This is a genomic window from Candidatus Paceibacterota bacterium (assembly GCA_035652395.1).
In the GTDB taxonomy this organism is placed as follows: Bacteria; Patescibacteriota; Minisyncoccia; order Phycocordibacterales; family CAJBRS01; genus JADGRH01.
The window spans coordinates 73,194-98,538 of the sequence record DASRDX010000012.1 but is presented as its reverse complement, the minus strand read 5'-3'; the positions used below and the strand labels follow the sequence as shown (position 1 = coordinate 98,538).

Here is a 25,345-nt window from a genome sequence, read left to right as displayed (position 1 = left end):
AAGGTCTGAGATAGATGAAAATCCATGTTCTTTTTATTGACCGCTCAGCTATTCGATATGACGCTTTACTTAGGAGTGCGGAAGAGGTACTCAATAAAATTGGGTTCGATTACCGATATATTTGGCTTCTCGACGACAATTCCATAAAAGGAGACATTGACCACGTTCTCTCTACGCACCAACCTTTTGCCGTGGTGATCATGCATGAAAATATGACAACCACTGGTTATGATGTAGCCAGCTTAATTCAAAGTCTCACACTTTTTTATCGGCAGCTGCCAAAGCCAACCATTTTCTTGGTTGGGGGTACCAAGTGGCGGATTCAAAGTGAGGAGCTGAAAAACAAATACGAAGGCAGATTTCAAACGATGGCAGAATATGACTTACCAAATCTGTTTTGCGAATTTTTGCAAAAACTGCCTGCAAATTAATACACAGCTCCTGAGGGAGCTTTTATTTTTTTAACCCTATGTTATAGTCGCTCCAGAATATGAATATGGATGACAACGTTCAAGTGGTGGTAGTGGCGGCCAACCCCGAGAATCATAAAAGGATTTTGTCGGCAGTAAAGCTTGGGCTAGGTCAAAAACCAACTCTTAAAGTAAGACCCCATTCTCATCCGGAGTCACTAGTCGATTTCATTCGTCCAATCGAAGGCGCCACCCCTTTTCCCAATTTGAAAGCGGTGGTAGTGGCAAACGATACGGACAGCCCTGAATACGGCTTACCTCATCTCCTCTACGATTTGAACAAAAGAGAGATTGATTTGAAACCGTCATTCATCTTCGTCGGATTTTCTCCGAGCAGACTAACTGCCTATCTTCAAATGCATGGGAGGGCGGCCGTCAGCGTTTCCGAGCGAACTCTTGAGGAGCATTTACCCGATATAATTAATCGTCGGGTAAATAGACAATAGCGCCGAAACTTTTGTTTCGGTTTTTATTTTAAGCGGTTTATAATAATCTTATGCTTTATTTGATTTACGGCTCTGATTTTGAAAAAGCTCGGGAAAGAGGAGATGAACTTCAGGAAAGTCTGGTGAAGAAAAAACCTAACGCTTCGATTTTTCGATTTAATGCGGAAAACTGGGATACGGCAAGTTTTGATGAATTAGTGAAATCAATTGGTTTATTTGAAAATCGAAACATCGTTGTTTTGGATCGAGTTTTTGAGAATGAGGAAGCCAAAGATTTTGTCTTAAAGAATTTGAAAGATTTGGAAGAATCCCCGCACATTTTTATTTTGCTGGAAGGGAAGTTAGACAAAGTCACTGCCACTAGAATAGAGAAAAAGGCTGAAAAAACGGAAGTTTTTTCAGCCGCCAAAGAATCCAAAAAGGAGAAATTTAGCGTCTTTAGTTTGACCTTTCCTTTTGAATATCGAGATAAACGCAAACTCTGGATTCTTTATCAGGAAGCCCGTAAGAACGCCGCACCAGAGGAAATCCACGGCATTCTCTGGTGGAAATTGAAGCAAATGATGCTTTCCGGAAAAGTCGGTCGCGCCTCCAAATATGGCGCGACCGAACTCGGAACCCTCGCGGCTAAAATGGTTTCAATTTACCACAATGCTCATCGCGGTCTCTTCGACTTTGATCTTGCTCTGGAAAAATTCATTCTGGAAATTTAAATAGACTTTTAGCCGAATTTTGATATATTTTTTCAATCTGTGCGGATTTATTCGCAACTAGATAATTTCCGCCCGTAGCTCAGCTGGTAGAGCAGCTCCCTTTTAAGGAGAAGGTCCTCGGTTCGATCCCGAGCGGGCGGACACGAGAGGAAAATCTAAACTGCTTTAGATTTTACGATATGTGTCCGAGCCGGAGCCATGTTTTTGCAACAGCAAAAACGGGCGAGGCGGGGTCGCGGAAATTTTGCTGCAGCAAAATTATCTGTGACGACATCATCCATAGTCGTGATGACCATTCTTTCCGCCCGGCCGGCGAGGAAATTATCCGTGACGACCTCTAAATTTCAAATAAAAAACCTACTCACATTTCTGCTTTCGGTTGGTTAAAAAAGAAAAAGCCGACAGATATATGATCACGTTGCGGCAATTTCAGCACTTCCTTATATATTTCCACCCAGGTTCCTTTTTGAATCCCTCCCTTTTGATACAAGAAAGCGATGTTGCCTTTGTGAAACTCAGCCCGCATTCTGGACTCAGATTCCGGTAGACCAATCTTAAATCTCCAACTTTTCCCCCACTCCTTCTCCGCTGTAGTCCGAGGAGAATTACTTTTGTAATCCATTCGGCCTCCGGCGAGAGGAAGCAGAAAAAGTAAGGATGCCCATGTCCTAAAATAAACTTCTTCTTGGGGAATTTTAGACACGTCTTGAGTCAAAAGAAGTGACTTTTGATCCAAGTGGGAGGTCTGAGGAAGAGAAAAGAACAATAACTCCGCCTCCACGGGATCGGGAATCCCTTGAGCAAAATCTTTAAAGTTCATATCTCCTCTAGTTCTACTTTAATTTACCGCTCTGTCAATCCATCACCTAAATAAAAAACCTACTCACATTTCTGCTTTCGGTTAAGGATCAAGGAACTGTTTACCGTATCGACTATTTGGATCAATATATCCAACTCCGAAAACATGCACTGGATTTGGGGTGCCGTACATAAATTCATTAAAACTTCGAACTGCCGACCGGAAGTCAAACTTGTGTTTAGGCACTTGTTTAGGCATTGTTCCAATCCCTCCGGCTTTTTGCCATCGGCGCCAGAATCTGGGATCGGCTCGTTTACTGATGTTCATAATTCAAAGAACGGGAGAACCAAAACGCTGAGTACTCTTTGCCGCTCTTTTCTTGGCCCCCGATATCTTTCGAAGAAAAACTTGAAGATCCTTACAACTTCTCGGAGGACAAGTCACTTCGGTACACTTGTCTCCGAAGATTTCCTGAAGCGTTTTAGCCAGTTTCGAACCAGAGATTTTAGAGGTGCTCATATCTAATTAAAGTATACCTAAAATCAATAAATCTTGTTATAATAAACCCACCATGATTTAACGACTACAATCTAATTGATTATTAGATTAAGCGTTAAATCCTATGCCTCAAATAGCAACTCTCTTTATAAGAGATTTAATCTTCTCCGGTCGTCACGGCAAAACCGGCAGAGAAACTCACGATAAGCAAAGATTCAAAATAAACATCAATTTGAATCTGGATGTTGAAGATGCCGTAAAGACGGACAACTTAACAGACACCTATGATTACAAACATGCCTGCCAGATTGCCCAATCGGTTATTGCGGAGGAGCAGCACATCTTGATTGAAAAAATAGCTGCCCGTATTTCCCAAAAGATCTGTCAGAGCCCGAAAATAATTTCGGCTGAAGTGACGCTGGAAAAATTGGACGCTAGAGATAATGGAATACCCGGCATTTCATTCCGTCTAAAAAGAAATCCGCAGGAAATGACGGAATATTTGCTGGATTTTGATTTAGAAAAAGTACTAGAAGAACTGGACAAAGTTGGTGGTGTCTCGATTCCGATTTTAAGCGAGAGCTATCGGAAAAATCTGCTGGCCGAAGCGGAGACTTATAAATACAATAAACAGCCGGAAATTGTCGGACCAGCTAAGGTGCACGAACAACTCTCGTCTACTTATGATTTTAAACCCGATAGTTTGTTCTTTCGGCTTAAAGCTGATTTCGAAGATCTTTTAAACCGAAAAATTAAAGAACTTATCACGTATCCTTTTGAGAGGGAACTAGATTTCAATGAAATGTCTTTGCAATTGTACGAGAAAGGTTCCATCGGAATCACCCCACACATGGATAGTAAGCGGGCCATCAATCTGATTTGCATCTTCATTCTGACCGGGCAGGCTAAACTGGCCATTTGCGACGATCGAGAAGGAAATAATCCGAGATTTCTGGAAACCACTCCGGGTAACCTAATCCTTCTGCGGGGACCTGGATTATTCAACTCCGATTCTCGGCCGTTTCATTTCGTCTCTGAGGTAACGGAGCGGCGGATAATTTTTGGGATGAGACAAAAATTATCCGCCTAACCCCTTGACTTCTCAAATCTACGGAGTAATTTCCGAGTTAGATGAAAACATTATTCTTTTACACAGCTTTGACCGTTCTAAGCATTGGAACGGGGACTATTCAGGCAACTGAGCCAACGAGCTTGGTAATAGCCGAACGTTTGTATCAAGCCAAACTCGAGAGGGCCCAAGCGATAAAGCAAAGAGTTATTAGCCAATTGAAGGTTGATTCCAATCTTGACCCACGTCACGCTCTGGCGCCCATATGTGCCGAAAAGGGTCTACCTAAGGAATATAATCCAAAGGACCCTAAGTGTTGGCGATACGTGAAAATAGCACTACTCGCCTCACAATTGGTGAATTCGTATCCCGATACGCAGTATGCCAAAGAGGGAATAAAGGTACTGACCGAAAAACACGGATTCAGCAAGCTTCCGGTTACTGATCCGGAGCATGCTCCAATTGGTTCAGTCTTGTTTTACTCTACGGGTCGGGCTATTAAGCAAGGACACGTGGAAATTAAAACAAAGGATGGTGCCATCAGTGACTTTAAGATAAGGCATGTTTTTCGGGGATTATTTGTGGAAAATCATGGCCGAAAGATTTTTGTTAAGGCAACCTTTTTAGGAGCATATGCAAAGCTCGCTTCCTCTTCAAGTGCTGGCAAAGTGGCGCGAACGGACAAAAACCAGACTCGACTTCATTAATTAATGATGTCGATTTTATTTAGATTAAAGTGGCAAATCGATTGCCCAAGCGCCGGCGCCGGAAAGAAGAAGGGAAAGAGAAATTAAAAGAAGGAGGAAAAGCACTTCTCTGGAATAATGCCGAAGAAAATAAGTTGATTGATAGAATATTAAACCGATAATAAGAAGAACGATCGAAATGAGAGAGACAATTTGAACGCCGAAGCCGGCGATAAAGCAGAGAGCTATGATAATTTCCGCTACCGCCAAAATTTTCCAGCCAATCGGAGCAGCTAAGACAGTGCCACTTTCAGAGATGGTCTGGAATCGGGAGATGGCTACTCGAAAAAAGAAATAACCAAGAGTTAAGCGTAAAATCACCGGGGCCAAAAGACTATAGGTGAGTAAATCGGGAAAAGGATTTAGAATATGGAACATGCCTAAAGTATATCTAATTTTAGACAACATCAGAAGCGTTCAGAACGTGGCTTCAATTTTTCGGACAGCGGAGGGCGCCGGGGTGGCCCGCATATTTCTTGCGGGCGTCACTCCGGCGCCGACTGATCGCTTCGGCCGGATGCGTCGTGATTTTGCCAAAGTGGCTCTTGGAGCGGAAAATTTAGTGGAGTGGGAACAAGTTCCGTCGGCCGAAGCGGCTATTCATAACTTGAAGGGCGCTGGAGTAGAGATTATCGCCCTTGAGCAATCAGCGGCCGCACTTCACTTCAAAGAAGTGCGGCCAACCAAATCCTTCGCCTTACTTCTCGGCGAAGAAACCCAAGGCCTTCCCGAATCCACCTTAAAACTCTGCGATATCATTTGTCAGATTCCTATGCGTGGCGAGAAAGAATCACTGAATGTTTCTGTAGCGGCGGGAATCGCTCTCTTCCAGCTTTTGAATATTTAGTCTATTTAAATAATTTTTGATGTACCGGACAGAAGTGAGCACTTCGGCCGCCAACCACCTTGCGAACAATCTTTCCTTTGCAGCCTTTTTTCGGACATGGTTTACCGGCCCGGCGATAGACATGATGTTCAGCCTGAAATTTACCGCGCTCACCCTTGATATTTCGATAATCGGAAGTGGAATCTCCACCAAAATCCAAACCTTTTTTCAAAACCCCTTTAATAGCCGGATAGAGGAGTTTTAAATTTTTTTCCGGAATTTTCGCTGGGTGACTTTCAGGGTGAATATGGGCTCGAAAGAGCGCTTCGTCTGAATAAATATTACCGATTCCGGCGATGAGTTCTTGATCCATCAGAACGTTTTTAATTCGCCCGTTAGGCCGGCGCATAATCTGCTTTTTAAAGACAGCGTAAGTAAACTCCTTGGGCAAGGGTTCCGGACCGAGATTGGCAAGGTGCGGCGACTCTTCTGGATTTTTACTCTCAATTAAAGTTACCTTGGCGAATTTTCTCATGTCCGATAAAACCAACTGTTTCTTACTAGAGAGAGAGAAGACTAGATGGAGATGGCGATTGTAGGGATCGGCAAGCGGCCCGTCTTTTTCGGCAGCTTGCCACGGATCTTTTTTAAGATTTTTGTTAAAAACATACTGACCGTACATGATGTGACCAGTCATCTTCATGTGAATCAACACGGTGAGATCGCCCGATAGGTGAATCAGAACGTTTTTGGCTCGGCGCGAAGCGCCGAGAATTTTCTTCCCCAGAATTTTTCTCCGGAAATTGGCGAAAAAAATTTTGTCTTTAATATTGTCTTTGCCGACATGCGAAACACTCCGATAATCCGTCCAGACATCTTTAATCGAAAGTCCTATAACATTTTTATTCAGACCGTTTACGGTCGTCTGAACTTCGGGTAACTCTGGCATAGTTATTGGCCGAGAATTTTGAGAGCCTCTTTTACTTTTTGACTAGTGCCTGTAATTTCTTTAGAGACTTTTTTAAGAGCTTCCCGTGCTTCGCGCTCTCGATATCCCAGCGATTTCAAAGCATCAAGCGCATCCGATATTTCACGGCTCTCGGTGCTGCCGCCCTCATCTGCACCGCCGGCTCCAATCTTATCTCGCAATTCCATGACGATTTTCTCAGCCGTACGCTTACCAATACCCGAAAGTTTCGTTAGGTAGGCATGATCGCCGCTTTGGATGGCTGAAGTTAAAGTGGCAATGCCCGCCACACTAAGCACCGACATAGCGGATTTCGGGCCAATACCCGGGACGTCGAGAAGCATTTCGAAGAATTTCAATGATTCTTGGTCGGCAAAACCATAAAGATCAAGGGCGTTTTCCCGGACTGCCAAGTAAGTCCAGAGGGAGAGGGGGCCGCCTTCGGCGGCCCCACCCACCACTTCTGGCGCGACGAAAACTTTATAACCAACTCCTCCCACGCTCAAAATGAGAAATCGTGGATCTTTATAAGAAACGGTACCTTCGAGACGGGCAATCATATTTATAGTATAGAGGAAGTTTGCCTACATTTATAGTATCTGCTAGTATCTAAAAACTAATAAATTAAATGCCGATTACCCGTTCAGCTAAAAAAGCCCTGCGCGTTTCCCACCGGAAACGAGTTTTTAATTTGCGCCGCAAGACAAGCCTAAACAACGCCGTTAAGGAAATTAAAAAGTTAGTCGGCCAAAAAAATATCAAGGAAGCTCGCGCCGCCCTAAGCCGCGCCTACAAAGCCATTGATAAAGCTACCAAGAAAGGCGTTATCAAAAAGAACAACGCCTCAAGAAAGAAATCTCGCCTCTCAAAATTGATTAAAAAAATTTCTTAAAATAAAAGAGGCCGGAACGCGGAAGCGTTCCGGCCTTTGACTTTTACTTAAATCCACAGCGAGTGCAAAAACTCTGCCAGAAATGATCCCAGATTCCCCCTGCGAGCTGAAACCAGGGGACCATCAATTCAACAGCAGCGTAGATTTGGTTTTTGAAGATCCAAGCTACCACCGAGAGTATCACTCCGGTTAACCACATTCGAATCGGGAGCTCCGATTCGGGCCGAAACCCCGTAGCTCGAAGCATGAAGAGCGGAATGCTCATTAGGGCTGAAGCCTGCATGAAAAACAGACACGAAGGTCTCAAACCCTCAATCTTCCAGCAGCTTTCGATGGCCGGAATCATGGCGTTTGATGTAGGGGTGGAAAGAGAAGCTCCAACCGATCCGATAAAATGATGCCGAACCATCCAGCTGACGATAGCTTCCTGATGCCAGACGATCACCACAGATCCGATTCCCATCACCAAACAAAGAAGGAACATTAGGGGGGCAAAAGCCGCACCATATCTTACGGTCGCCTTCAATGAAGTAAGAGTTCCTCCTGATCGGTAGTCAAAAGCCATTACCACCGCGTAAATTCCCAGCATCAGAAGCAACGCCCAGTTTTTCTTAAGAATTACTTCCACAGACATGAAACTTGGAACCGTTCGACGCAACCCATAAGCCAAAAGGCAGAGGGAAGCAAAAATGATGAGAGCGTTATTCCACGTTAGATTAATTTCCGGAGGACGCGCTCCAATTACCGCAATAGTTTTCATAAGACCTTTCTTGTTAAAGTTCTAAGGTGAAATTAGCATTAAAGACCGAAAAGTCAATTCGCTTGCAAAAGGCGGCTTATGTGCTAAAAAAAGATTAGAACAAAAGAAAGGCAAAATGTCTGATATAAAATTAATTCGACACGAGAACATTCCCTGCTGGTATGAGCTTGGCTGGAAAGAGAAAGATCTCTCAATTACTCTTTCTCTTCATCGGGAGACCATAGAAGCTATCAAAAGCAAATTTACCAATTCGGCTCTAATTTCAAGGCTTCGGAAAGAATTGAAGCTTAAGAAATTTGAAGGAGATTTCAATGGAAATTTCGGTTTCGGCGGCTCTCTTATTCGGCGTGATGAAAGGCAAGATTTTGTTGATTTTGCTATCAAACTCCCCAAGATTCACATTGTTACGGATGAGATTTGTCCAAAATGTAAAGGCAAAAAAGAAAATGAGCATGGGATGGATTGCATTGACTGTGCTAAGACCGGCAAGAAGACCGATATCGTCTGGGACGAAGCAGATAACACCTCCGCCAGTCTAACAGTTCTCCTTAGCGAGTTACAATATCCCACTTGGCAGACTTCTTCTTCGAAGCCCCAGCTTCTAACAGTCTTTACCATCACTCGTCACGAAGCTCATGGAGGTTCCTTGGGTGGGGAGTACAGCTCTTCGCTTTGCTCTTGGCTCGGTTCTCGAGCTGGGTTGCATTTGCCTGAAGTGGAGAAGGCGATGTACAAAGCTTATGTGGAGATGATGACTGATGCTTATGTTGATGATTACCGTTTTCGGGCTACAGTAGAATCTGCCGATGGCTGGCTAAATATAAGCTGTCCGGGAGATGGCTGCGGTCTTCATCCGGCTGACGGCTGGCTTCGAAAAGGCCACGGCTATGAATGGGCTTGTCACAATGTTGACCATGCTGGTCAGCAGCTCACCTTAATAGCCGGTCTGGCTGCTCTCCATGATCAAGCTCGACGAAGCATTTTTTGAGTCAAGTTAGGTTTGGTTTTATAACCAGACCTTTTTATTTGGACAGTTAAATCTATTTAGAGTAAATTATGAAGACTCCTCGTCGTTCAATGGATAGGACATGAGATTGCGGATCTCAAAATCTAGGTTCGATTCCTAGCGAGGGGAAGCGAAGCTTTGTCTTTGAGGAATTGAACTGAAAATGATTTGGTAACTTCTTATTTTTTCATTTAATGAAAATAAAAAACCTGCTGGCAGAAAGTGCCAACAGGTGTTTTGGGAATTAGACTACCAGAACCGCTGAAGGGTGAACTGATGTCAGCTGGAATCCGGTATCCATAGCGCGTATGTAGACCCAGCTTTCTTTTCCATCCCAATTTACATACGGAACATGTCTTCGTCCTCGTCGGTCGCGAAGAATAGTGCCATGGAAGAAGATGTATCCTTGCGGAATTTTACCAAAACATCTTCGGTACGACTGCCTTTTCCACTGAGGAGGAAGAAGCTCAGTGTGTTGTAAAAAAGCGAACAATGTCTGAGCGTCAAGATTGACATAGTTAGCTTTTTTCAGCCGGGCTAACCTTTCTTCGCCAGTGATTGTGATTTCCCCGGCTTTCAGAGTTGTCACGAGCCTCACTTTATTGAGGTCGATTTCGGTGAGCGCAAGAGACCTTTCATCTTGCTCATCGATGCTCCAACCATCACCCGACCAGTTTGGATTATCGGGATTAAGTGGCTCGAACCGATCGATTGGTATGATTTTCGGTTCCTCAAAGTCGATCTTTGCACCGTTTCGAAGAAAGCGGGTGAATTGATTTCCGGCTCCTCGAGGGTTGTCAATGATGTCTTGAGCAACTTTACTGTCGACTTGTTTCCAGTCCGTGTTGTTCGCAAGTATCGAAACAAGATTATGAGACTGAGCGATTGATATCGTCTTACTCATACTTTTCCTTTCCGTTGTCGTTCTCTTCAGCTGATCATTTCCTCACAGAATGTGAAGCTATGACTGACCGTTATTAAAGAACATTGGATATACAATGATATAAAATAATAAAAAGTCAACAGCTGTTGGATCCAAGGAATTAAGCCACACTACAATGTATTTCCCCTAAAAAGATTAAAATCCCAAATACTCCATCAGCTTCTGTGAGAGGGGTTCATAGTGTTCCTCTTCCGGAAGATAATTTAAAATAAAATTGCGGATGTCATCGGGATGAATCTCTTCAATCGGAATGACAATTAAAGGCATGGTGATTTTCTGTGATTTGATTAGAAGTTTTGGTCGAGGGTGAACGTTTCGGTGCTCTTCCACCCAAAATGATTCCAAAGTGGCATAAGGATAGAGCTTGCGATCAATTCTCACGCCCTTTTCATTTAATTCAAATTGGACCAGTTCCGGCTCACGCACGGCATAAATGGCCAGAGAGCCGGCCCCAATTAGAACTAGAATGGCAAAAAGAATGTCGCCGTAGATAACGGACGTGACCGCAATACAGAGAGCAATAATGCCGACAGCCCAAAACCAATCAACTGATTTCGGTTCATGATGATACTCAAGGGCCTGCCAAGTTAAGGGACTCAATGGATCCATTAAGCTTAATTTTAGCGCGAATTGGGCTTACTTGCACCTAGTACTTGAAATTTCGATTTGGAGTTATAATTAAATCATTATGATGTCACCATTTATGTTTAGCCACAGCCCTTTTCCGGTTCTGGCTCCTATATTATTCGTTCTTCTAATAATCTGGAGTCTGATTTGGAAAGGTATGGCTCTGTGGAAGTCAGCTCGCCGCGGCGAGAAAGTTTGGTTTGTAGCGTTATTAATCGTTAATACAGCCGGTATTCTGGATATTCTTTACTTGTACGTTTTCTCAAACGACAAAGTAAAAAGTGGGCCGGTCGGAAATCCGAATAGTAATCCGCAGGTTTAGTTAAAAGCATTTCATAAAGAAAGAGGCGGGCGCTTCGCGCCCGCCTCTTTCTTTTGAAAACACCCAAAAATTCAGTATAGTGTAACTGTTTTTCCACGGAGAGGTGGCAGAGTGGTTGAACGCACCAGTCTTGAAAACTGGAGTGCCCTAACGGGTACCGTGGGTTCGAATCCCACCCTCTCCGCAACGACTTGCAAAGAGTGACCTGCATCATTCTGCAGCAAGGCCGTCTGACTCAGAGAGGGATTCGAACGGCGGAGCGGATACCGAGCGAGTACGCGAGACAAACGAACGTAGGCTTTTTCGTTAATAAATTTCGTTCTCAAGGAAATTAACTTGCTTGACAAAAAATCTAAGTCAGAGAGAATCATTTTTAGACAGGAGGTAAGCCTCTTGAAAATCACAAAAACAACCAAAAGAAAGGATTAGGGTATGCCCTCAATCAATACTGAAGTATTAGAAAAGTTAGTTCGACCAAATCAACCCACTAGAGAAGAATGGGTTGAGCTCATCGAAGCGCGTCGCAAACTCATTAAGTCCCATCTCGACAAATTTACCTTACCCACTCTGGGTAAGTTGGAATGCATGAAATCAGAAAGCGGATTCTGCCACGAGATTAGTTTTGATGGGCCCACCACGGTTGGAAATGAAAATTTCTCGCTCGAGACGCAAGGAATTTTCCATCTTCAGCCATTGCAGGCGGTAAAAACGGTACCAAATAGTGGTTATCGTTCCTATCCAAGTGGACCAAGCGTTCCTAATGGTAGCAAAGTGGTATGGGGACTAACTCGCTCTGGTTTATGGGTGCTCGCGACCATACATTTCATTGGTTTACCAGGATATAAAGAGCGCGGTCGGGAAAAAGCAGAAATCATTGAAATCCAGCAGGCTAATCTGCCAACAATCATCGGAGCAACTGAGGAAGAACCGCAGCAAATATGGGAAAAGTTGGGAGAAGCTATTAAGAGGTGGGCTAGGCGTCGGGAAGAGCTTTATAATCAGGCGCTCAATCTCGCCCGAGTGGTAGAGATCGAAGAGCTATCGGTCTCATTGATACCTAAGGAAATCTAACATTAGAAACAGCGTCGTCACAAGGCGACGCTTTTTATTTCTGATACGCGTCCATGAGACGGCTCATGCCGATGCCGGCGCCGAAGCGCGGGAAGAAGTCGAGCGATAGGAATTCATTTAGTTCTTTTTGGACTCGCTCTTGGCCGAAAAGTTCGTAGAGCTTGGCGGCGTATCTTCCACCACTGATGGTTTCAAATTGCTCTCGCATTTCTTCTTTATCAGTGCTGCGCTCGGCACTACCGATAGTTTCGTTGCCGTAGAGGATGACGTCGATTTTGTGGGCGTACTCTCCATTCTTTTTCATGTTCCAAAAAGGGGAAGTGGAGATGGGAAAATTTTCCAGAAAGACCACCGGTCCGAAATCTTCCATCATTTTATTTTCTTCTTTATAGGTCAGTTCTTTGCCATAATATTCTTTCATTTCATCATAGGTTTTGTGGATGAAATTTTCGGAAGAGCCGAAGCCCAGATGCTCAAGGGCTTCGGCTTCCAGGTTCTTCAGATCTTCTATGGTGCCTTTGGCTTCGAACTCAAACATCGGGAAGATTATTTTGTGGCGGCCCGGTATCGGATTTTTTTCGGCGCGATAACTTGTGCCGACACAAAAAACGCCCGGGAGCTCCGGGCGTTTCAATAATTCGTATTCTAGCCACATCTGCCCGGTCTGGGGAAGCGGCCACAGCTTGCCGGCATAATTGTAGGTAGCTACCGTGCTCGGGTCTTCGCAGGCCGCCAAAATGCTCAAGCGGTCCTGTGTATTTACTTCCACAAAACCCCGGTTTTTAAAGAACGACCGAAGCTTGGTAAGAACTTCGTCATATAACTCTACATTTTCTACTCCTTTGTAATTGTTGATCATGGTTAATTGTTGGTTAAGGGAGCGGCGGCCTTCGGCCGCCACTCTTTTTAATAATTCAAACAAAAAAATAACCCCTTCCGGGGTTTCGAGAAACATCTTCTTCTTGAATCGGCGAATCAATCGACCGCTATTTTCGAGACTCATTAAAGTCTAATTATACAGGAAAAGGAGCAATCTATACAAGGTGGCTTTTGACTAAATCTAATTGACTTTTCAGATTCTTTTAATAGATTAAAGACAGAATGGACGCTTCTCGAATGGTGGAATTTGTAAACGGAGCTGCTTTAGCTCGTCAACAACCTACTCTTCCTCACGACTATATTGTCGAGGCATTAGAGAGGATTGATAAAGGGAAAGAAAAGGCCAAAAAATACCCGACCGGGTCTCCATCTTTAAAGGACACCTATGATGTAGCAGCACGATTACAATCGGCAGCTAAATAAGTTGTCGATTTTTATTTATACTTAAAGATATGTCTAAACTTCTGGGAATTGACTACGGACAGAAGAACGTGGGACTGGCCATTTCTAATGATGATCAGACGATGGCTTTTCCGAAAGGGGTGATAACTAATAACAAACTCCTTTTGGAGAGGATTAAGGCATTGTGTCACGCCGAAGGCGTGGCAGCTGTGGTGATGGGGGAGTCGCGTAATTTTGCCGGTGAGGAAAATAAAATTATGGCGGATATTAAAATGTTTAAGGGAGTTCTGGAGAAAGAATTAAATTTGCCAGTTTATTTGGAGCCGGAATTTATGACAAGCCAAGAGGCGTCGCGCCTGCAAGGCGCGACGCCTCTATTAGATTCTTCGGCCGCCGCTCTTATTTTAAAAAGTTTTTTGGCTAGACGTGCGCGCTAATTAAGCACTTTCACTTTCTTCCAGAAGGTTAAGGTCTTTTAAGCGCTCAAGTGCCGCTCCAAGTTTAATGTTTTCTTCCGGAGTCCTGTCTTCCAATCTGGTGAGTTTCATCCTTTGATAGTAATCCCACATCTCCCTGTCTTCAGGCGCCAGCACTTTAATCTCGGGCGATTCTTCGGTTGGCTGTTCGAATCTTTCCATCATTCCATTATAATAGAACAATTATGATTTCTTATGAAGAGTTCAAAAAGGTGGAAATCAGGGTCGGCCGGATCCTCACGGCCGACCGCATTCCTGACACTGATAAGCTTCTTAAGCTATCAGTGGATTTTGGCGAGGCTCCGCCTCGCCAAATCGTCTCCGGCATCGCCGAATATTATCCCGACCCCGCCGCTCTTATTGGTACTAAATGCCTTTTCGTTACCAATCTTGAGCCTCGCACTATTCGAGGCCACGAAAGCAACGGCATGCTCTTTGCCATGGGAGGTAAAGAAGGCATGCCATTTTCTTTAATCGTGCCGCAAAATCCCAACATTCCTACCGGAACGGCCGGAAATTAATTTCTCCAAGCGAAGTTTAGTTAAGCGGTGATATAATATTTAGTAATGGCCAAAAAGTTTTTTGAATATTTTCCTCCTCCAGTCTTTCTCCAGATGCCATACGCCGGGCTGCACCTTAGCCCGCACACTCTTAGGTTGATTGAATTTAAAAAGGGCAAGAAAACTTTGGAAGTTGGCTCATTCAGCCAAAAGCAGCTGGATTATTTCAATGCCGAAGCACCGCTTGCAGAAAACAAGCAACTGGTAGAAATTTTGCGCCAGTTAAAAAAGGAAAATAAACTGAAATTTGTGAAAACGGCTCTACCGGATGAAAAATCCTATGTATTTACGACCGAAATTCCGAACACCACGGATAAGGAAATTCGAACCTTTATTGAATTTCATCTCGAGGAAAATGTACCTCTTTCTTTAGAAGAAGCCATCTTTGATTATCATTTGCTCGAACCCAAACTATCGGAAGGGGCACCGGAAAGTGAGTCAAAAAGGGAAGCCATCGTTTCAGTTTTACCTCGTGAGACAATTAACCAATACGTGGAGTTACTGAAAAAAGCCGATCTGATGCCGCTATCGTTTTCCATCGAAGCCCAAGCTATTGCCCGAGCGGTGATTAAAAACGGCGATGCAGGCACTTATTTAGTTATCAATATTGATGATACAAAAACAGGATTCTCGGTGGTTAGTAACGAGCGGGTGCAATTTAATTCCAGTCTGGCAGTAGGAAGCGACAACTTTACGCAAGCCATCGCCAAGCAATTCAAAGTTGATGTATCGGAGGCGGAGAAAATAAAAAAGCAAAAAGGCTTTATTAAGACTGAAGAAAATACCGACGTCTTTTTTGCTTTAGTTAACGTTGCTTCGGTTTTGAAGGACGAGATTGAGAGAATTTTCAGCTATTGGCATACTCATACGGAAAGAGGCCAAGTTCTGGAACGCCAGAAAATCCAAAAAGTTTATCTTCTCGGTCGAGAAGCTTCAATAATCGGTTTTAAGGAATATTTAGCTGAAACTGTTCGGATGGAAGTTGAAATTGCCAATGTCTGGAGTAATGCTTTTAGTTTTGATCAGTATATTCCGCCAGTTGAAGCGGCGGATGCTCTAAATTTTGGAGCAGCCATCGGCTTGGCTTTACCCACAAAGCCCATATCTTAATAAAATGTTTCATTTATTACCGGAAGAAGAAAAGAAATTATTGAAACGCGAATATTTTTATCGATTACTTTTCGTTATTTTGTGTTTTATTTTCGCCATCGAAGTAATAGCTAGCGCTTTCCTTTTGCCCTCATATTTACTCTCGTATCGGAAAGTAGCGGACCTCAACGACCAAAGTGCGGGCATTAAAACCGATATTGCGACTAAGACTGATCCAAATTTGGCCAAGTTCTTAACTTCCTTAAAGGGAAACCTCAGTGCTCTAAAAATTGATAATAAAACCGGTAATTCATCCTTTTACATTAAGGAAATAACTGACAAGAAAACGAGCGGAATCACGGTCAACCAATTTTTTGTAAACTACGGCGCCGAAGGGTCAACCATTCTTATTAAAGGAAACGCCAATAAGCGTGATGATTTAACCCAGTTTTATCACAGTTTGCAGACCATTAAAGATTTCACCAAAGTGGAATTGCCAATATCCGCCTTCGCCGCTGATCGGGATATTGATTTCACCATGACCCTGACACTAAAATCATGAAAAAATCTGTCAAAATTTCCAATACTTTAGAATTGGTTTTAGGAGCGACACTTCTAGTTCTTTTAATGGCCGCCGCTTACTACTATTTCTTCAATAACTTGAAAAAATACGTGCAGCAAAGTTCGGCTTTGGCCAATGACGTAGCCTCTCTTCAGGCAGAAGATCAAAATCTAGACTCGCTCCGTTCCACTTTTTCCAATGCTTCTGGAGACGAAAGCAAAATTAATTCCTATTTTGTCCAAAGTGATGGAGCCGTAGATTTTATCAATACCATTGAACGACTGGCTGCCTTCGCTCATCTTGATGGCAAGACTGAATCAGTTAGTACAATGGAAATGAATCCCTCTTCAGCCAATTATGAATTGCTCCACCTGACTTTTCATAGCAGCGGTAGCTGGCAAAACACTTTTTATTTTTTGGCCATGCTAGAGACTTTGCCGTTTAACATTCGGATTAATCAAGTCAATCTCCATTCAACCGGGGATACAACCACGGCTGCCGTTCCTACCAGCAATATTGATTTAAGTGCTTCAAGTTCTAGCTCAACGCCGAAAACGGTGCTAAGGCGCGCCAGTGTTTGGGAGGCGGAGTATGATTTTAATGTGGTGAAAATAAAATAATATGAAGCAAGATCTAGGAGCCATTTTTAAAAAATTATTGAAGTTTCGCGGATCAGGCGGAAAGCGCGGTCCGCGTATCGGAGCCGATCCCTATGGAGACTGGCAGAAGACGATCATCATCTTTGTTGTTTTGAGCATTTTAATCTTGATCTGGAGCGGCTATCTTTTCTGGCAAATCAATCGAGGCAACATCTTTGAAGCGTCGCCGGCTCAAACCGCCGGCGCCGACCAATCCACCATTAGTAAACTGAAGCAGACCATCAGCACTTACGACGCTCGGGAAAAACATTTTGAAGACCTGCGACAAGCCTCACCAAGCGCTGCGGACCCGGCACTCTAGCTTGCTATAAGTTAAAGCGCGCGCTATTTTATGAACACGCCCCCGTAGTTCAATGGATAGAACTGCGGACTTCTAAGCCGTCAATCGAGGTTCGATTCCTCGCGGGGGCGCACACAAGGTTGATTTAAAAAGTCTTTGATATTAAAGTGAAAGCATACTTGGGCGATTAGCTCAGTTGGTAGAGCAATTCGTTTACACCGAAAAGGTCGGGGGTTCGAGTCCCTCATCGCCCACAAAATTTAAAATTATCTGGATTTTCCAGTAATTTTAAATTTCGGCGCCATGTTGGTAAACTTAAGTAATTCTGTGGCAACGAGCTTCTAAATTCAAATATATGGCAATGAGAAATGTTTACCCTCATCGCCCACTACTTTTTAATTTCTAGTGGATGAAGTTTAAGGAGATTAGCGTAATAAACTAAATTGCGGGCAAGATTTTTAGCCATATGATCAGTTGCTTTATTTTTCAGCCTTTTGGCTCGATCTTCCGCCGGCGGCTGACCGACTTCACCCACCCAGTAAGCGCAGCATTCAGGCGGCAAAGTGAAATTCATGAAGGTTAGAACTTCCATAATGCTGCCAAGAGTGGCTTGAGCGCCGTCTTCGCTGCCGGTGATAGTAATTCCGGCCACCTTATTTAAAAGAGCGCTGCGGCCGGAAGCAATATAGTCTTCATCAAGAGCGTCCATTCTTTCGATAATTCTCTGCATCAAACTCGAGCGACTGCCCCACCAAATGGGAGTGGCAAAGATTACTACATCAGCCTCTTTTAATTTTTTGACGATATCGGGCCAATCATCATTCTCGCCCTCTTTATACTTAAGGCCAACCGGAATATTTTTGTCAGCCAGACGAATAATTTCACTTTTGATTTTTGACCCGTGCTGGCTCATATATTTCAGCACCAGCTCAGAAAGCTCCTCCGTATTGGAGGTCTCTTCCTTTGTATGTTTGAGCGAGGCGTTCAGAACCAGGACGTTTAATTCTTCAGAGGCCGGCATATCGCAAGGGTGATAGGGCTTGGTTTTGTACATGAATTTAGTATAACATTTAGGTATGGAACAACCTCCAAATAACTCCGAAGTAAGAGAGACGCTTGATTTAGCGCGCCGATTAGAGAGTTCAGAAGATGAAGAATATATTCGCGAAAATCTACCAATTTTTTTAGAGAAACTAGAAGAGACATTAGATATCAAATTAACAGATGATATGAATAGTCTCTATAGCATAATGGAACAGGAAAATTGTTTAGCGCGGATTGAAAGCATTAGCAGAGTGGTTACAGCTCTGGAGACAGGACAATCATTTGAAGTGGGGATGGATAAGGGCGATTCACACTATGCCAACGCTGTTGTTCCTGAACCAGAAGGAATTCAGTTGGCCTTTAGCGAAGGACAAGCGCCGGGTCCAGTGAGGCTAATGGTGGGTTTTGGGAAGACGCTTGTAGGTTTTAAAACTGATCATCTGGAAGTATTGTCTGTAGATTTTACCGAGGATACCACTGATTTGCGAGATGCTATGAAAAGACAATATTTATGCAGACATGTAGATGGTAGACTAGAAAAAAACGATATCCGAGCAGTAGTAATGCGAATTCCTAGACATTTTGTTAAGGAGGATCTAATTACTGAAAAGGAAAATAAATCAAAAAGCCAGTTTATTTTTCGTGGCTTCGCTATGCCTTAATGGAAATTCCCCTTATTTATGAAGATAAAAATCTGATAATTCTCAACAAACCATCAGGTTTGGTAGTTCATTCTGACGGGAAAACCAAAGAAGGTTCGGTGGCGGAATGGCTTTTGGAAAAATACCCGGAAATAAAGGAAGTAGGGGAGCCATGGAGAACTCCAATCGGCGAAATAATTTATCGACCGGGGATTGTTCATCGGCTTGATCGGGAAACTTCGGGCGTTTTAATAGTAGCTCGAAATCAGGAGACATTTTTTTATTTAAAAAATTTATTTCAGACTCGGGCTGTCTCTAAAATTTACAATGCCTTTGTTTACGGTCTAATGAAAGAAAAAGATGGAACGATCGACCGACCGATTGCTCGCAGTCGAAAGGATTTCCGATTGTGGTCGGCCCAGCGATGGGCAAGGGGACAGGCGCGCGAGGCGATAACTAATTACCAAGTCTTGAAAGAAAAAGATGTGAAAGGTGGGGTCAGTTTTTTGGAGGTCCGGCCCGAAACGGGCCGGACCCATCAAATCCGCGTTCACCTGAAGGCTATCAATCATCCGGTAGTCTGTGACAAGCTCTATGCCCCGAAAAGAGAGTCGCTTTTAGGTTTTGAACGGCTAGCCCTGCACGCCCGTTCAATTGAATTTAAGACTGAAACCGGAGAGGTTATTAAAGCAGAAGCGCCTTTTCCACCCGATTTTGAACGAGCGCTTGATTTAATGACTTAAATCGTGATAGATTAGCTTCCTAATTATGGCTACGGCGACTAAAAAACCCATCACTTTGTCTACTTTAAATACTGCTGACCGACAGAGGATTGACTTTCGGGCGGGAGACACCGTTCGAGTTTCCCAGAAAATTCAGGAAAAGGGCAAGACTCGCTTGCAGGTTTTTGAAGGTCTGGTTTTAGCACGCAAACATGGCAACGAAAACGGCGCCACTTTTACCGTACGAAGAGTCGCTGGAGGCTATGGAGTGGAGAAAATCTTTCCTCTTTATTCACCTTTGATTGATAAGATTGAAGTGGTTAATCGAGCCAAGGTGCGGCGGGCAAAACTTTATTACGTTCGGGAAAAAGCGGCCAAGGAAATTAGCCGCCAGATGAGACGGTCCCGATTAGATCAAAGTAGCCGACAAGAAGTGGTAGAAACTCCAACCGTGGAAGCACCAACTGAAGAGAAAGAAGTAGCTGAAAATACTGAAAACCAAGAGACAAAATCTTAAAAATAGAAAAAGCGCCCGGCCAAAGGCCGGGCGCTTTCAGTTGAAAAAGGGGCAAACTTTGCCATAATGCTCGCATGCACGGGTGGCGAAACTGGTAGACGTACTACCTTGAGGTGGTAGCGCCCGCAAGGGCATGGAGGTTCGAGTCCTCTCCCGTGCACAATTTGCTATAATTTCCCCATGACTCCTCAACGCCTCCATTTTTTAGTTGGTGTTCTAGTTTTAGTAATAATTGCGGCCCTCTTTTATTTTCTAATGCCGGCTAAAACGATCGCTCCGGAAAATACCGGCACCGCTTCAAGTACTGCCGCCACTTCGTCTATTACTTACACCACCAAGACTATTACTGAAAGTAACAGTCAAAAGTTCTATTCTCTGAAAGCCAGTTACCCCGTCTTTGCGTTCAGTGACAGCATTCTAGCCGACAAGATTAATCGAAGTGTTCGAGAAATCGTTAATCAAGAATTAGTTTCTTATCGCGCCGATTTTGACACTAGCGCCGGCCCGGGAAGCTCTGCAGGAGAATATGGTACCAGCACTTTGCAAATTGATTTTAATGTTTTAAACAATCATCGTTTAAATAAAATCTTGCCGCTGCGCTTCAACGAGGAGTTTTACAGCGCCGGCGCCGCTCACCCTGGTTCAAATGTCTTGACCCTAAATTACAATTTAGTCACCGCTGATGTATTGAGCTTAGCTAATCTTTTTAAACCGGGCGCTCAATATCTAGAAGCCATTTCAGAATATTCCATTAAAACCCTGAAAAAAAATCTCGGGACTGATGCGGAGCCAGCCGCCATTGAAGAGGGCGCCGCCCCAAAGCAGGAAAACTTCAATGCCTTTTTAGTAACTGATAACGGACTAGAAATTATCTTCACGGAATATCAGGTGGCGGCTTACGCCGCCGGAGAGCAGGAAGTCACCATTCCTTGGAGCGAACTGAAAGATATTTTGAATCCGAATTTGAATCTGTTATAACAGAGAGCGAAGCGCCTTCGGCGCTTCGCTCATACATGGCGGCTATAGTTTAATGGTAAAACCTCGGTCTGTGGATCCGAAGTCGAGAGTTCGATTCTCTCTAGCCGCCCCAGCATAAAATCCGAAATGGATTCGGGTTTTATGCTGGGGCGATAATAGTGAGAATCGAAAGCCGGAGCGAAGGAGCGATGTCGCTTTGTGACCGCTCCAAGTGAGGCGGGGTCGCGCAAAAAATGAGAAGCATTTTTATGTGTGACCGATTCTCTCTAGCCGCCCAACTTTATTTAATATGGATTTATATATATTGGTAGATTCTTCTACTAAACCTACTTCCAAACACGACAAAAGAGGAGAATCAATAGCTGCTTGGGCAGCTTGGTGGAGTAATGATAGTAGGGGAAAACCAGTGGCCGCTGGGGTGCATTACTTAAGACATTCTGGGCCTAATAAATGTTTCTATTTAGGAATTATTAGAGCGTTAGAGCATTGTTTGCCAATGTGTTGGTCCAATAAGGTTATAATAATGGGAGATTGTGAACCAGTGTTAAAACAGCTTAATAAGATTTGGCAAGTAAGTTCTATGGCTTTGGAATACAAACAAGTAATGGGTTTAATTAAAAAATATAAAGAGAAAGGAAATGAGATAGTGTTCTCATACTTAAGTGAGAATAATTCAGAATATAAAAATATAGATCAATTAGCCAAAAGAAGTCATAAACATTTTCTTACAATTTTAAAAAGATGAAAAACTACAAATACCTAACCTGGATTACGATTCTCTATGTTACTTTTCAGCTAGTCTCCGATATTACGGCAGGGAAAATTGTTGAGATAGGGATTTTTACTGTTTCTGCAACCGCTCTTTATTTTCCAATTACATATATTTTTGCAGATGTTCTAACAGAGGTGTATGGATATGCCAGAGCCAGAAATGTCGTTTGGAAAGTTCTGTTCGCCTCTGTCATCGCAGGACTTATTTATCAAATTGTTGTTTGGCTTCCTCCGGCCGCTGGTTTTGATGCTAATGCAGCATATGCAAGAGTGTTGGGTTCAGTTCCAAGAATTCTATTGGGTGGTTGGATTGCCGTTTGGGTTGGCGGCATTCTGAATGACTATGTGTTGGCCACGATGAAGATCTGGACTAAAGGAAAATATCTCTGGGCCAGAACAATTGGCTCAACCATTGTTGGAGAAGGAGCCAATACTTTTCTTTTTTATACAATTGCCCTCTATGCTGTTATTCCAAACAACTTATTATGGAGTTCGGTCTTATCTGCTTGGTTTCTGAAAACTCTTGTAGAGGTGATATTAACTCCATTAACTTATCTTGTGGTAGGGAAGCTAAAGAAAGCTGAGAATGAGGATTACTATGATACGAACACCGACTTCAATCCGCTCATTATCAAAGCTTAGACGTTAACTGATGGATATAGCTAAGTTTTTCCCTTATACTTTCCACATACTCCCGATCTTCAAATAGCAGAATAAGGTTCGGGAAGCCGCCCCACATTTTCTATTTGAATTGATATACTCTTAAATATGAAAGAAATTGAAGTCAAGGCATATCTTAAAAATCCCGACGAAGTTATAAAAAGTCTGGTAAAATTAGGATGTGTTTTGTCAGAACCTATTCGTCAAGTTGATTCGGTCTACACTAAGATTATTGGGAATGTGGAAGAGTACTTGAAAAATGATCACTTTGTCCGAATTAGAGAGAAAAGTGATGGGAGATTTATTTTTACTGTAAAGAAACCTCTATCCTTGGCGGTCTTGACCAAAGCCGAACATGAAACTGAAATAAAAAATGCCAAGGAAATGGAGCAAGCATTGTTTTTAATGGGATATCAACTTTCTAACCGCGTCATTAAAAATCGCCGCACCACACATTTTGAGGAGTTTGAGATATGCATTGATAATGTAGATAAGCTTGGTTCATTCATTGAGATTGAAAGGAAAACTAATGATGATGAGGAACTGGTTAGAAAAGATCTAAATAAATTTATGATTTCAATTGGAGTTGCACCAGAAGATGAAGTTCATAAGGGCTATGACATTATGGCTGTTGAAAAATTATTTATATAAGCTAACTTTTCTCCTATACTCTCCACATACTCCTGATCCTCAAAGAGAAGAATGTGATTCGGGAAGGCGCCACTTTGAAAATAAACTAGAGTTTGTTAGGGTGAGGGGCAGATGAAAAAGACGGAAGAAACTCCTGCACAAACCATCAGACGTCTGGAGGAGGAGAAAAGCGCTCTCAAGCGTCAAACAGATTCTCTTTTTCCCCATATTACACGCCTCGCTGTTCTAGCGGCTGACCCACCTCCGAGAATGTCTGACAAGGAAAGGCAAGAAGAGGTGATGAGATTGATTGAGGAAATGGAACAAAAATATCAACTGGCTTCGTATACTGGCTCATTTATTCGCAGACTATGGAAATATTTTTGGTGGCGGAGAGAATGGCTAAGGGAAATCCGTAAGCACGCCCAAAGAGCAGCTCAGCAATGAGCCGCTTTTTATTTAAGGTTTTAGAGCTATAATTGAGGCGACAGGTTTAATCACTAATTTCGTCTCTATAATTATGAAAAATCTAATCAAATTTGGGCTTATTTTGAGCCTTGCCGTAGTGGCAGTTTTACCAATCGCAAGTTTTGGTCAGTCAGCCAACACCGTTAGTACGGTCTCGTCCTGCGTTAACCTAACCTATAACATGGGTCCAGGATCCACTGATTTTAATACCGGCGGACAAGTTACCGTTCTACAGAATTTTCTAGTTTCAGCCGGTTACGGTTCCTTTAGTGGTCGCGCCTCTTACGGACCGCTGACTTTTGCCGCCGTGCAGAATTTCCAGAGAGCTAATGGCATTTCTCCTGTAGGATTTGTGGGTCCATTTACCCGAGCTAAAATCCAATCATTAACTTGCGGCAATGTTTCTAGCGGCGTCTCTATTTCTTCTATTACTCCATCAAGCGGCCCAATTGGTACTCAAGTTACCTTGACTGGATCAGGCTTTCTTGCTGGCAGCATGGGTTGCGGTGGTTATACTTGCCCTCTTAATTCTTCCTCCGTATTTCCTTCCTGCGCAATACTAATGAACAGCGCCAATACTGGAAATTGTTTCAGTGGTTATGGAATCACTACAATTTATTTGGATAACCTACCAGCTCTCCAAGTGAGTGCTGTAAGCAACACTTCTCTAACCTTTACTATTCCTGACGGGTTACAACTTTCTCCGGGCATTCACGTTCTACCAGGGCCATTAATGGTTAAGGTAGTTAACTCAAACGGTACGAGCAATACAATGACGTTTAATGTCACTTCCGGAACTAACTCAGGATCTCCTTCAATCACCTCTATCAACCCTTCAGCAGGTTCGGTCGGAACTCAAGTGCAAATTTATGGAAATTTTTCTTCAACAGGAAACACTATTAAGTTCGGAAATTATTCGGTAGGTAATCCAACTTATTCGGAAATTGCCGTACCTTGCATGCAAGGCTCCTCCTGTCCCAATCAAAAAATTCTAACTTTTACCGTTCCACAATGGGCAGGTTACTACTGTGCTCCGGGCATGGCTTGTCCGGCTATCGCTGTTCAGATTACTCCCGGCACATATGCGGTTTCAGTGGTGAATGCTAATGGCACAAGTAATGCCGTTAACTTCTTAGTCACTTCCGCTTCTTCAACTACCGGCGCTGCGCCAGTCATTAACGGATTAAGTGGCCCAACCACTCTAACCATTGGTCAGACAGGTACTTGGACAGTTAATGCTCGTGATCCTCAAAACGGAACGCTGACATATTCCGTTGATTGGGGAGATACTAGCGCTCAATGCACGAGTTACGCCTCTTGCGGGGCTTCTCAAAACAGCGCCGCCGCCCAGGCCGCCGGTCAGCAATCTTCAAGCTTCACTCATTCATACAACGTCTCCGGCACTTACAACGTTAGCTTTACCGTTAGAAATTCTTCCGGTCAAACCGCCAAAACCTCTACCACAGTCTATGTCAGCAGCTATTCTGGGGGAGGCAATCATGTTCAGCCCTATGTTAGCTACATCTCACCATCCGCTGGTCCAAATGGCACTCAAGTTACTTTGTACGGTTCCGGCTTTGACAATTACGGCAACAAAATTAACTTCGGTAATTACGAAGTCTATAGCTTGAATAATATTAACTCGTATGACGCGGCCACTTTAACCTTCAACATCCCTTACAGTGATGATTATTCCTGTCAGCACACCTCTCCTTCTTGTTCAATCTCAAATCACGTCATTCCGGCTGGAAATTACAATGTCTCAGTAACAAATAGTGGTGGTACAAGTAATTCAGTAGTCTATAGTAAGACTAATTAAGATAGGTGTGCATAAGTAAATAGTTTCCCAGAC

The 25,345-nt window shown here is 43.4% G+C and carries 38 protein-coding genes and 7 tRNA genes; 33 read left to right on the top strand and 12 right to left on the bottom strand.

All coding sequences use genetic code 11. From position 1 onward, the window contains the following. Positions 1–14 precede the first annotated feature (14 nt). The 4 genes from VFA52_03300 (at position 15) to VFA52_03285 (ending at position 1,770) form a co-directional block, all read left to right on the top strand. Complete coding sequence (locus tag VFA52_03300; GenBank protein HZS43214.1) at positions 15–431, top strand: hypothetical protein; 417 nt, start codon at positions 15–17, stop codon at positions 429–431. Positions 432–490: 59 nt separating this feature from the next. Beyond that, on the top strand, positions 491–916 hold the full coding sequence (locus VFA52_03295) for a hypothetical protein (protein HZS43213.1): 426 nt from the start codon (positions 491–493) through the stop codon (positions 914–916). A 50-nt stretch (positions 917–966) separates the two neighbouring features. Then, positions 967–1,629 (top strand): hypothetical protein, encoded by a 663-nt coding sequence (locus VFA52_03290; protein HZS43212.1) that lies wholly within the window; start codon positions 967–969, stop codon positions 1,627–1,629. A 68-nt stretch (positions 1,630–1,697) separates the two neighbouring features. Continuing rightward, positions 1,698–1,770: transfer RNA gene (locus VFA52_03285), tRNA-Lys, on the top strand. Positions 1,771–1,990: 220 nt separating this feature from the next. Here VFA52_03285 and VFA52_03280 read toward each other — a convergent pair. The 3 genes from VFA52_03280 to VFA52_03270 form a co-directional block, all read right to left on the bottom strand. Next, positions 1,991–2,449, bottom strand: a complete 459-nt coding sequence (locus VFA52_03280; GenBank protein ID HZS43211.1) for a hypothetical protein — start codon at positions 2,447–2,449, stop codon at positions 1,991–1,993. A gap of 81 nt (positions 2,450–2,530) precedes the next feature. Next, on the bottom strand, positions 2,531–2,755 hold the full coding sequence (locus VFA52_03275; GenBank protein ID HZS43210.1) for a hypothetical protein: 225 nt from the start codon (positions 2,753–2,755) through the stop codon (positions 2,531–2,533). Positions 2,756–2,758: 3 nt separating this feature from the next. Next, the gene (locus tag VFA52_03270) at positions 2,759–2,947 is read right to left on the bottom strand and encodes a hypothetical protein (GenBank protein HZS43209.1); all 189 of its coding nucleotides are present in this window, start codon (positions 2,945–2,947) and stop codon (positions 2,759–2,761) included. Positions 2,948–3,050: 103 nt separating this feature from the next. On the opposite strand from VFA52_03270, the gene folB reads away from it, so the two are divergent. Together folB and VFA52_03260 are read left to right on the top strand one after the other, a co-directional pair. Next, positions 3,051–4,016, top strand: a complete 966-nt coding sequence (gene folB, locus VFA52_03265; protein ID HZS43208.1) for a dihydroneopterin aldolase — start codon at positions 3,051–3,053, stop codon at positions 4,014–4,016. 41 nt (positions 4,017–4,057) lie between these two features. Then, positions 4,058–4,702, top strand: a complete 645-nt coding sequence (locus VFA52_03260; GenBank protein HZS43207.1) for a hypothetical protein — start codon at positions 4,058–4,060, stop codon at positions 4,700–4,702. Positions 4,703–4,726: 24 nt separating this feature from the next. Here VFA52_03260 and VFA52_03255 read toward each other — a convergent pair whose 3' ends face one another. Then, positions 4,727–5,119 (bottom strand): hypothetical protein, encoded by a 393-nt coding sequence (locus VFA52_03255; GenBank protein HZS43206.1) that lies wholly within the window; start codon positions 5,117–5,119, stop codon positions 4,727–4,729. On the opposite strand from VFA52_03255, the gene VFA52_03250 reads away from it, so the two are divergent. Next, the gene (locus tag VFA52_03250) at positions 5,118–5,588 is read left to right on the top strand and encodes a TrmH family RNA methyltransferase (protein HZS43205.1); all 471 of its coding nucleotides are present in this window, start codon (positions 5,118–5,120) and stop codon (positions 5,586–5,588) included. The genes VFA52_03255 and VFA52_03250 overlap by 2 nt on opposite strands. A gap of 1 nt (position 5,589) precedes the next feature. On the opposite strand, the gene mutM is transcribed toward VFA52_03250, so the two are convergent. Beyond that, entirely contained in the window at positions 5,590–6,516 is a 927-nt protein-coding gene (gene mutM, locus VFA52_03245; GenBank protein ID HZS43204.1) for a bifunctional DNA-formamidopyrimidine glycosylase/DNA-(apurinic or apyrimidinic site) lyase, read from the bottom strand. Between the two features lie 2 nt (positions 6,517–6,518). Further along, complete coding sequence (gene ruvA / locus VFA52_03240; protein ID HZS43203.1) at positions 6,519–7,094, bottom strand: Holliday junction branch migration protein RuvA; 576 nt, start codon at positions 7,092–7,094, stop codon at positions 6,519–6,521. Positions 7,095–7,162: 68 nt separating this feature from the next. Between ruvA and rpsT the strand changes: the two genes are divergently transcribed. After that, the gene (gene rpsT, locus VFA52_03235; GenBank protein ID HZS43202.1) at positions 7,163–7,426 is read left to right on the top strand and encodes a 30S ribosomal protein S20; all 264 of its coding nucleotides are present in this window, start codon (positions 7,163–7,165) and stop codon (positions 7,424–7,426) included. Between the two features lie 43 nt (positions 7,427–7,469). Here the strand turns inward: rpsT and VFA52_03230 are convergent, their stop codons facing one another. Further along, entirely contained in the window at positions 7,470–8,186 is a 717-nt protein-coding gene (locus tag VFA52_03230) for a hypothetical protein (GenBank protein HZS43201.1), read from the bottom strand. 115 nt (positions 8,187–8,301) lie between these two features. On the opposite strand from VFA52_03230, the gene VFA52_03225 reads away from it, so the two are divergent. Both VFA52_03225 and VFA52_03220 read left to right on the top strand, forming a co-directional pair. Next, on the top strand, positions 8,302–9,174 hold the full coding sequence (locus tag VFA52_03225) for a hypothetical protein (protein ID HZS43200.1): 873 nt from the start codon (positions 8,302–8,304) through the stop codon (positions 9,172–9,174). Positions 9,175–9,249: 75 nt separating this feature from the next. Further along, positions 9,250–9,321, top strand: a tRNA-Arg gene (locus tag VFA52_03220). 115 nt (positions 9,322–9,436) lie between these two features. Here VFA52_03220 and VFA52_03215 read toward each other — a convergent pair. Next, a complete protein-coding gene (locus tag VFA52_03215) occupies positions 9,437–10,096 on the bottom strand; it encodes a hypothetical protein (protein ID HZS43199.1) in 660 nt (219 codons plus the stop codon). A gap of 174 nt (positions 10,097–10,270) precedes the next feature. Further along, the gene (locus VFA52_03210) at positions 10,271–10,744 is read right to left on the bottom strand and encodes a hypothetical protein (protein HZS43198.1); all 474 of its coding nucleotides are present in this window, start codon (positions 10,742–10,744) and stop codon (positions 10,271–10,273) included. 79 nt (positions 10,745–10,823) lie between these two features. On the opposite strand from VFA52_03210, the gene VFA52_03205 reads away from it, so the two are divergent. From VFA52_03205 to VFA52_03195, 3 genes are all read left to right on the top strand, one after another. After that, entirely contained in the window at positions 10,824–11,084 is a 261-nt protein-coding gene (locus VFA52_03205; GenBank protein HZS43197.1) for a DUF5652 family protein, read from the top strand. 97 nt (positions 11,085–11,181) lie between these two features. After that, positions 11,182–11,268: transfer RNA gene (locus tag VFA52_03200), tRNA-Ser, on the top strand. A gap of 248 nt (positions 11,269–11,516) precedes the next feature. Then, entirely contained in the window at positions 11,517–12,155 is a 639-nt protein-coding gene (locus tag VFA52_03195) for a hypothetical protein (protein ID HZS43196.1), read from the top strand. A 34-nt stretch (positions 12,156–12,189) separates the two neighbouring features. On the opposite strand, the gene VFA52_03190 is transcribed toward VFA52_03195, so the two are convergent. Further along, positions 12,190–13,158, bottom strand: a complete 969-nt coding sequence (locus VFA52_03190; protein ID HZS43195.1) for an amino acid--tRNA ligase-related protein — start codon at positions 13,156–13,158, stop codon at positions 12,190–12,192. A gap of 98 nt (positions 13,159–13,256) precedes the next feature. Between VFA52_03190 and VFA52_03185 the strand changes: the two genes are divergently transcribed. Both VFA52_03185 and VFA52_03180 read left to right on the top strand, forming a co-directional pair. Beyond that, entirely contained in the window at positions 13,257–13,457 is a 201-nt protein-coding gene (locus VFA52_03185) for a hypothetical protein (GenBank protein ID HZS43194.1), read from the top strand. A gap of 29 nt (positions 13,458–13,486) precedes the next feature. After that, entirely contained in the window at positions 13,487–13,873 is a 387-nt protein-coding gene (locus VFA52_03180) for a RuvX/YqgF family protein (protein ID HZS43193.1), read from the top strand. Here the strand turns inward: VFA52_03180 and VFA52_03175 are convergent, their stop codons facing one another. Further along, positions 13,874–14,077, bottom strand: coding sequence for a hypothetical protein (locus VFA52_03175; GenBank protein ID HZS43192.1), 204 nt, complete (start codon positions 14,075–14,077; stop codon positions 13,874–13,876). It abuts the gene before it with no gap. A gap of 20 nt (positions 14,078–14,097) precedes the next feature. Between VFA52_03175 and VFA52_03170 the strand changes: the two genes are divergently transcribed. From VFA52_03170 to VFA52_03140, 7 genes are all read left to right on the top strand, one after another. Next, positions 14,098–14,433 (top strand): hypothetical protein, encoded by a 336-nt coding sequence (locus VFA52_03170; GenBank protein HZS43191.1) that lies wholly within the window; start codon positions 14,098–14,100, stop codon positions 14,431–14,433. Between the two features lie 45 nt (positions 14,434–14,478). Beyond that, a complete protein-coding gene (gene pilM, locus VFA52_03165; protein HZS43190.1) occupies positions 14,479–15,582 on the top strand; it encodes a pilus assembly protein PilM in 1,104 nt (367 codons plus the stop codon). A gap of 4 nt (positions 15,583–15,586) precedes the next feature. Next, positions 15,587–16,123, top strand: coding sequence for a hypothetical protein (locus tag VFA52_03160; protein HZS43189.1), 537 nt, complete (start codon positions 15,587–15,589; stop codon positions 16,121–16,123). Next, complete coding sequence (locus VFA52_03155) at positions 16,120–16,743, top strand: hypothetical protein (protein HZS43188.1); 624 nt, start codon at positions 16,120–16,122, stop codon at positions 16,741–16,743. Before VFA52_03160 ends, VFA52_03155 begins: the two co-directional genes overlap by 4 nt. A 1-nt stretch (position 16,744) precedes the next feature. After that, on the top strand, positions 16,745–17,083 hold the full coding sequence (locus tag VFA52_03150) for a hypothetical protein (protein ID HZS43187.1): 339 nt from the start codon (positions 16,745–16,747) through the stop codon (positions 17,081–17,083). 38 nt (positions 17,084–17,121) lie between these two features. After that, positions 17,122–17,193 (top strand) — tRNA-Arg (locus tag VFA52_03145). A gap of 50 nt (positions 17,194–17,243) precedes the next feature. Then, positions 17,244–17,316: transfer RNA gene (locus tag VFA52_03140), tRNA-Val, on the top strand. Positions 17,317–17,450: 134 nt separating this feature from the next. On the opposite strand, the gene VFA52_03135 is transcribed toward VFA52_03140, so the two are convergent. Further along, complete coding sequence (locus tag VFA52_03135; protein ID HZS43186.1) at positions 17,451–18,116, bottom strand: NAD(P)H-dependent oxidoreductase; 666 nt, start codon at positions 18,114–18,116, stop codon at positions 17,451–17,453. Between the two features lie 22 nt (positions 18,117–18,138). On the opposite strand from VFA52_03135, the gene VFA52_03130 reads away from it, so the two are divergent. From VFA52_03130 to VFA52_03080, 11 genes are all read left to right on the top strand, one after another. Beyond that, a complete protein-coding gene (locus VFA52_03130; GenBank protein ID HZS43185.1) occupies positions 18,139–18,768 on the top strand; it encodes a hypothetical protein in 630 nt (209 codons plus the stop codon). After that, positions 18,768–19,490: an RluA family pseudouridine synthase gene (locus tag VFA52_03125; protein HZS43184.1), complete on the top strand. Its 723-nt coding sequence runs from the start codon at positions 18,768–18,770 to the stop codon at positions 19,488–19,490. Before VFA52_03130 ends, VFA52_03125 begins: the two co-directional genes overlap by 1 nt. Positions 19,491–19,515: 25 nt before the next feature. Then, positions 19,516–19,986, top strand: coding sequence for a 50S ribosomal protein L19 (gene rplS / locus VFA52_03120; protein ID HZS43183.1), 471 nt, complete (start codon positions 19,516–19,518; stop codon positions 19,984–19,986). Between the two features lie 76 nt (positions 19,987–20,062). Next, positions 20,063–20,146 (top strand) — tRNA-Leu (locus VFA52_03115). Between the two features lie 20 nt (positions 20,147–20,166). After that, entirely contained in the window at positions 20,167–20,964 is a 798-nt protein-coding gene (locus VFA52_03110; GenBank protein ID HZS43182.1) for an RsiV family protein, read from the top strand. Positions 20,965–21,002: 38 nt separating this feature from the next. After that, a tRNA-His gene (locus VFA52_03105) sits at positions 21,003–21,076 on the top strand. Between the two features lie 177 nt (positions 21,077–21,253). Beyond that, positions 21,254–21,709 carry a reverse transcriptase-like protein gene (locus VFA52_03100; protein ID HZS43181.1) on the top strand — a complete coding sequence of 152 codons (456 nt, stop codon included), beginning with the start codon at positions 21,254–21,256 and terminating at the stop codon, positions 21,707–21,709. Continuing rightward, positions 21,706–22,377 (top strand): queuosine precursor transporter, encoded by a 672-nt coding sequence (locus VFA52_03095; GenBank protein HZS43180.1) that lies wholly within the window; start codon positions 21,706–21,708, stop codon positions 22,375–22,377. Before VFA52_03100 ends, VFA52_03095 begins: the two co-directional genes overlap by 4 nt. 126 nt (positions 22,378–22,503) lie before the next feature. Beyond that, a complete protein-coding gene (cyaB, locus tag VFA52_03090) occupies positions 22,504–23,046 on the top strand; it encodes a class IV adenylate cyclase (GenBank protein HZS43179.1) in 543 nt (180 codons plus the stop codon). Positions 23,047–23,157: 111 nt separating this feature from the next. Further along, positions 23,158–23,472 carry a hypothetical protein gene (locus VFA52_03085; protein HZS43178.1) on the top strand — a complete coding sequence of 105 codons (315 nt, stop codon included), beginning with the start codon at positions 23,158–23,160 and terminating at the stop codon, positions 23,470–23,472. Positions 23,473–23,545: 73 nt separating this feature from the next. Then, a complete protein-coding gene (locus VFA52_03080; GenBank protein ID HZS43177.1) occupies positions 23,546–25,312 on the top strand; it encodes a peptidoglycan-binding protein in 1,767 nt (588 codons plus the stop codon). Positions 25,313–25,345 lie beyond the last annotated feature (33 nt).